We start from the raw sequence: 6,000 nt of genomic DNA, 5'->3' as shown, positions 1-6,000 counted from the left end.
TTTTAATCTTAAATTTTATCCACAACTAATAATAGAAAAACCCTCTGTTTTTAAACAGTGGGTTTTTCAACAAACTGTAAAAACTCAAGCTATTTAAGCTTGAGTTTTTTGATTTATTCTAAAATTGTATTCTTATTTAATTCATTATCTATTTGAGTCTCTTTATTTAAAATTTTATCCATTATTATTGCAATAGCACCATCACCAGTTATATTAGTGGCAGTTCCAAAGCTATCTTGAGCTGCATGTAAAGCTATCATTATTGGTTTTTCCAATGTTCCAAATCCAAGCATGGATTCTAAAATACCTAAAGCAGCCATAACACCACCTCCAGGAACTCCTGGAGCTGCAACCATAGTTACTCCAAGCATAAATATAAAAGGTAACATAATTGGGAAAGTAGGTATCCTTCCTGTCATATACATTACAGCCATAGAAGTTAAAACTAAGGTAATAGTATCTCCAGCTAAATGAATTGTAGCAGCTAAAGGGATAACAAAATCAGTTACTTCTTCACTAACTTCATTATTTTTTACGCACTCTGCAGTAACGGGAATAGTTGCTGAAGAAGATTGAGTACCAATAGCTGTTAAATAAGCTGGTATCATATTTTTGATTAATTTAAATGGGTTTTTCTTTTTAATTATACCAGCTAATGAATATTGGAGTAAAATATATAAACCTTGGATAATAAATAAAACTGTATAAACTATAGCAAAACTCTTAATGGTAGTGAAAATTTCTCCACTAAAACTAAGTTTAGCAAAAATTGCTCCTATGTAAAAAGGTACTAAAGGTATTAAAGCTTTAGAAGTTATATTTAAGACTATTACATTTAATTCATTGAATATATTTAGTATGCTACTATTTTGTATTTTTGATAAGCTTATACCCATAACAAAAGAAAAGACTAGGGCTGAGGTTACTGACATAATTGGAGTAATTTCTATACTAAAAAATGAAGATATATTATTTCCTGATGCTATTACTAAAGTATTGGCTTTTAAGAATTTAGGGAAAATATTGGAACCTGCAAAAAATGCAATAAAGCCAGCACCTAAAGTTGAAATATAAGCTAGAATAGTAGTAATTAATAAAGCCTTACCAGAATTACTACCAAGAGAGGCTATACCAGGAACTATAAATCCAATCATTATAAGTGGAATTATAAAAGATAAAAAGTTGCCAAATAATTCACTAAAAGTAGCTAAAAATTTAATTGGAAATTCAAAATTTATATATTTACATATTAATCCTAAATTTATACCAATTAATAAAGCTAAAAAAATTTTAAAAATTAAAGATGTATTTTTTTTCATATTTAAGCCCCCTAAAAAAATGTATTCATATTAAAGACAAGTGTTTTTAATATGAATACATAATACTGCTTCAAGGATTTTTTGTCAAGAAAAATAATAAGGAAGATAAATAATTTAATTTTTATCTTCCTTGTCATAGTATTATTTATCTTTTTTCTTTTTATATGAAGAATACAGTAATAGTGCAATAACTCCAAATACAATTGGACCAGCAATTTGGAATATAGTTGATAGATAGTCTTTAGTTTCTAAAGCAGGTTGTAATATTGTAAATATATTAGCGAAACCAACTGTTAAAGTAACTATAATTGAGGCTATTGTAGCAAGTTTTGTACTTTTATAAATTTCAAAGGGTTTTTTAATATCTTCCTTTTTCTTAAAATGAATAAAGGCATAGGATAAAAACATATAAGGAATAGTCATTGCAACATTTCCCATTAAAACTAAGTAATTTAAAAATACACTTGCACTTTTTCCTCCAAATGAAGATATAAGAATAATTGTTACAACTATAATACATTGTATCCACATAGCATTTTTATGCATATCATTTTCATCTTTCTCATTCCAAGATTTAGGCCATATACCAGAGGGAGTACCTTCAATTAGTTGTTTGAGAGGAGAATAGGCTAATGTAAAGAATGCTCCTAATAAAGCTAAAAACATTGAAAGCCCAATATATCTTGCAAATAATGAGCCTAAAAGTTCTATGGTACTTTGTGAAAAGTTAAGAGCTTTTCCAATTTCAATACCTAGGTTTTTAATAACTATGTATGATACATTAGCCATATTTACCTCTTCTCCAGTTAAAACGTCATTCCAATTTATAAAGAATCCTACAAATAAAATTGCCAGCGAATATCCTATTGCAATGACAATTGCTGCAATTTTTATTCCTCTTGGAAATGTTACTTTAGGATTTTCAGTAGAATCAACTAAACCGCCGACCACTTCTAAACCACCATATGCAAATAGAGCAAATACTAGGAAGCCTAATATTCCAAGGGGAGTTTGATAAAAGGGATTAGGTGAAGCTATAAAAGCTTTTGTATTTATTGGTTGTGCTAATTTAAAATTATTCATAAATAGAACTATTAATCCACCTATTAATAAAACTAAATTTGCACTAGTTACAAATATACCACCAACAGATGCGACTTTCGCAATTCCTTTTAATCCTTTAGAGGATATATAGGTTATTAATATTACAAAAAATGCACCTAAAATACCCAATGTCATTGGAGCATTTAATCCCAATAATGACCAAGTTGATGTAGTATCTTTCCCAAATATTAGGTTGGATAAAGGTACCCAAATTGATGATGATACACTAACCATCCATATTAAATATGAACTATACCACATAAAGGTTCCTACAAAAGCGTATTTAGGACCAATTGACTTGTCCATCCAAGTATAAATACCACCAGTTTCTTTTCTAAAAGCTGCACCGAATTCTGCCATCATAAATGCATAAGGAATAAAGAAGAAAATAGCAGAGAATACGTACCAAGGGATAGCAGAGTAACCCATTAAGTAAAAGGCTCTTGGAATATTGTTAAAACCATATACAGATGTAAAAATCATTAGTATAAGAGCAGATAATGTTAATTTATTAGCGCTTTTTTTATCAGACATTATTAAACCTCCTTTAATATACATAGTTTATTTTGTACATAATTGGTTTAATATATTAAGGGAAGTTTAACCATTCTTATATTTAATTGATTAATATGTTTATAAGATTATGTTATAATTAAAAAATGAGCTGTCATTAAGACAACTCTAGATTATGTTCTAAAATCAAATTTATGTAAACATCTTTTGCAGGTTACAACTATTTTTCCTTTTTTTCTTGGAAGTCTTAGTTTTTGACCACAATTTGTACACTTTGTAATTTTATAATTTTTCTTTTCATTAATAGTTTTTTCAATAATTTTAAAAGCGTAAGAAAGACTAGTGAAATCAATTGGTTGAGAATTATAAGGGATTCTTAAGCCAAACTTTGATAAGGGTTTATTTAAAAAGCTAATTAGAGTATTATTTTCAGATTGTCTTTTATAAATATTCTTAGAAAAAATTCTAAATATAGATATTAATGTAAAAGCAGTTCCTATTAACATCGTATATTTTGAAAAGTTTAATAACGAAGCAATCAATAATAAAAGTAGTGATAATAAATCAATTCCGTAGATACCTTTTAAAAAGTTCATGTCAACACCTCTGTATAATATAATAAATATATTATATTACAAAGAGTATGTTTCAGCAATTTATACTAAAAATATAATAATTTATTAACAATTTTATATTTTACTATAATAATTAATTAATATAATTTATGTTGTAAAATATAAAAAACAAAAATATAATTAAGACTGTAACGAAATATATACTTATGAGAATGGGAGTTTCTTATAAATATAAATAATGAGGTGGATATATGAATGATTTAAAAGATTATATAGCTAGAATATCAAAGGCATCAACATATTTTTCTTTTAGAAATGGGCCAATAAAAAATCTTTATGAAGAAGGTAAGATAACAGATGATGAATTTAAAGAAATTCAAAAATATATGCAAAATCATTTAGCTTATCTTTTTAATGTTTTACTAGAGGAAAATGATTTAAAGAAGTTTGATTTAATTATTTCAACTATGGACAAGTTCTATATTAATGATAATGAAGATATAAAAATCGAAGATGATGGGTTTGATAATTTTTATAATAAGTTATTTAACATAAATGAAGTTAAGAGTGAAATTAATTTAAAAAAGTAATAATTTTTGATTATTTGGGGGAATGGATATGTGGTTGTTAACTTGGCTTTTATATTTTAGTGTATATAGTTTTTTAGGATGGATATGTGAAGTTATATATTGTTCTATTCCAGAAAAAAAAATTATTAATAGGGGATTTTTAAATGGACCAGTTTGTCCTGTTTATGGTTTTGGTGCATTATTCGTTATTTGTATTATGGAATGGTTAAATATTGATTCGCCAATATTAATATTTATTTTTGGTGGAGTTATAGCTTCAATAATTGAGTTTATTGCAGATATTTTACTTGAATATGTATTTCATACAAGACTTTGGAATTATTCAAATAGAAGGTTCAATATAAAGGGTAGGGTTTGCTTATTGAACTCAACATTATTTGCAACATTAGCACTTGTTTTGTTAGAAATTATACATCCTTTAATAGTTGGTTTTATAAGTAAGTTTTCAAATTTATCTATTATATTAGCAGCAATTTTAATTTTAATTATATTCATAGTTGATATGTCATTAACTGTTAGTGAAGTAGTTAATTTAAATATTACTCTTAAAAATATGAATATTTTAGATAAGCTTAAGAAAGAATTTAATAAGAAGGAATTAAAACCTAAAAGAGTTAGAAGACTTATAGAAGCATTTCCTCAATTGGAACATAAAAAGTATAAAGATGAATTAAAAAAGCTTAAGTCTTTAATAAAAGAATCTATTGAAAATAATATAAAATTATAATTTGGAGGTAAGCATGTATATAGCCTTTGGAAGAAGAGTAGTAGATACTGATGAAATTAAAGAAAAAATCGAAGAAAGTACTGAGTTTAAAGTGCTGAAAGATATGAGTAAAGGAACAAAAAGAGAAGATACTTTTGCCTATAACTTAAGTATATCAATAGATATTTTGAATGAAATAATAAGTGATGATTATAGTATGGATGATTTAAGTGAAGATGATTTGTTTGATGAATATATGAGTTTATCAGAAGAATTAGCTACAGATATGGAATATTTATTACCAGAAGAATCTATAATAGATGTTAAAGCTTATAAATGGGATTTATCAGATAATGATATAAGAGTAGTTTTAGCAGGAGTTAATGAAGAGGTTGGAGAAGGAAAATTAAAAGATGTAATGAGAAGATTAGTAACTCAATTAGAATAATTATAAAAGGTGCTGTCACACAAGGATAGCACCTTTTTATAATAAAAAGTATTTAAAGTTTTAAATATTATTGTAAAGTATTGATTTTTTTATTAGCACATTCCTCCGCCATTACCAGAATTACCGCCACCACACATATTCATGTTGTTTGAAGCATTTTGTGGATTTGCTTGATTTGGGGTAGGATTTTGATAATTGTTTTGCTTATAATAGTTTACAATTTCTCCAGCACGGTTTCTAAGAGTTGTTAATGTTTCTGAATATTCTTTATTTGATGGATCTAATTCTGTAGATTTTACTACATGCTGAATACCAATATCAAACCAACCTTTTTTGAAGTATACAAATCCCATTAGATAATTCCATTCAGCAGAGTCTCTTAAATCTAAAAGATTTAATTTCCCCTCAGCAATAGAAATATTGTCATTGTCTATGAAGGAACGTATATCCTTATATACTCCTCCGTTTACTAGTACATCATAAGCTAAATTTGCTTCATTTATTACATCTTCAGCTAGAGGGCGAGAGTCTATAGATGAATTTGTTAAAGAATATTCATCTAATATGTTTTTATAAGCTCTTTTAATTTCCTCTTTTGAAGCATTTTGAGAAACCCCGAGCACCTTATATGGATCCAAATTATATCACATCCTTTATAAAATTTAATTACATGATAATATTTAATATATTGGAAGAAAGGATATAATATGATAAATTAATTTTATATAATGTAAAAAGGAGATAG

Annotated in this window: 7 protein-coding genes; 3 read left to right on the top strand and 4 right to left on the bottom strand. The window is 26.5% G+C overall.

The genetic code is table 11. The annotated features are described in order from the left end of the window. Positions 1-113: 113 nt before the first annotated feature. The 3 genes from ACQPVP_RS16325 to ACQPVP_RS16315 all read right to left on the bottom strand — a co-directional run bounded on the left by ACQPVP_RS16325 (position 114) and on the right by ACQPVP_RS16315 (position 3,532). On the bottom strand, positions 114-1,319 hold the full coding sequence (locus ACQPVP_RS16325) for a dicarboxylate/amino acid:cation symporter (RefSeq protein WP_430851749.1): 1,206 nt from the start codon (positions 1,317-1,319) through the stop codon (positions 114-116). A gap of 141 nt (positions 1,320-1,460) precedes the next feature. Further along, complete coding sequence (gene yjeM / locus ACQPVP_RS16320; RefSeq protein WP_430851747.1) at positions 1,461-2,957, bottom strand: glutamate/gamma-aminobutyrate family transporter YjeM; 1,497 nt, start codon at positions 2,955-2,957, stop codon at positions 1,461-1,463. A gap of 152 nt (positions 2,958-3,109) precedes the next feature. Next, a complete protein-coding gene (locus ACQPVP_RS16315) occupies positions 3,110-3,532 on the bottom strand; it encodes a hypothetical protein (RefSeq protein ID WP_430851745.1) in 423 nt (140 codons plus the stop codon). A 230-nt stretch (positions 3,533-3,762) separates the two neighbouring features. Here ACQPVP_RS16315 and ACQPVP_RS16310 point away from each other — a divergent pair, with 230 nt between their 5' ends. Genes ACQPVP_RS16310 through ACQPVP_RS16300 form a run of 3 tightly spaced genes read left to right on the top strand, consistent with a single transcriptional unit; the run spans position 3,763 to position 5,255 of the window. Continuing rightward, positions 3,763-4,101: a hypothetical protein gene (locus ACQPVP_RS16310; protein ID WP_430851743.1), complete on the top strand. Its 339-nt coding sequence runs from the start codon at positions 3,763-3,765 to the stop codon at positions 4,099-4,101. Positions 4,102-4,129: 28 nt separating this feature from the next. Further along, the gene (locus ACQPVP_RS16305) at positions 4,130-4,828 is read left to right on the top strand and encodes a putative ABC transporter permease (protein ID WP_430851741.1); all 699 of its coding nucleotides are present in this window, start codon (positions 4,130-4,132) and stop codon (positions 4,826-4,828) included. A gap of 13 nt (positions 4,829-4,841) precedes the next feature. Then, positions 4,842-5,255 carry a hypothetical protein gene (locus tag ACQPVP_RS16300; RefSeq protein ID WP_430851739.1) on the top strand — a complete coding sequence of 138 codons (414 nt, stop codon included), beginning with the start codon at positions 4,842-4,844 and terminating at the stop codon, positions 5,253-5,255. A gap of 92 nt (positions 5,256-5,347) precedes the next feature. Here ACQPVP_RS16300 and ACQPVP_RS16295 read toward each other — a convergent pair whose 3' ends face one another. Next, positions 5,348-5,893 (bottom strand): J domain-containing protein, encoded by a 546-nt coding sequence (locus tag ACQPVP_RS16295; RefSeq protein ID WP_430851737.1) that lies wholly within the window; start codon positions 5,891-5,893, stop codon positions 5,348-5,350. Between the last annotated feature and the right edge of the window lie 107 nt (positions 5,894-6,000).

This window comes from Clostridium nigeriense (assembly GCF_050585265.1).
In the GTDB taxonomy this organism is placed as follows: Bacteria; Bacillota; Clostridia; order Clostridiales; family Clostridiaceae; genus Clostridium; species Clostridium nigeriense_B.
Note: the sequence above shows the minus strand (reverse complement) of the source record. Positions and strands in the feature narration are given on the sequence as shown.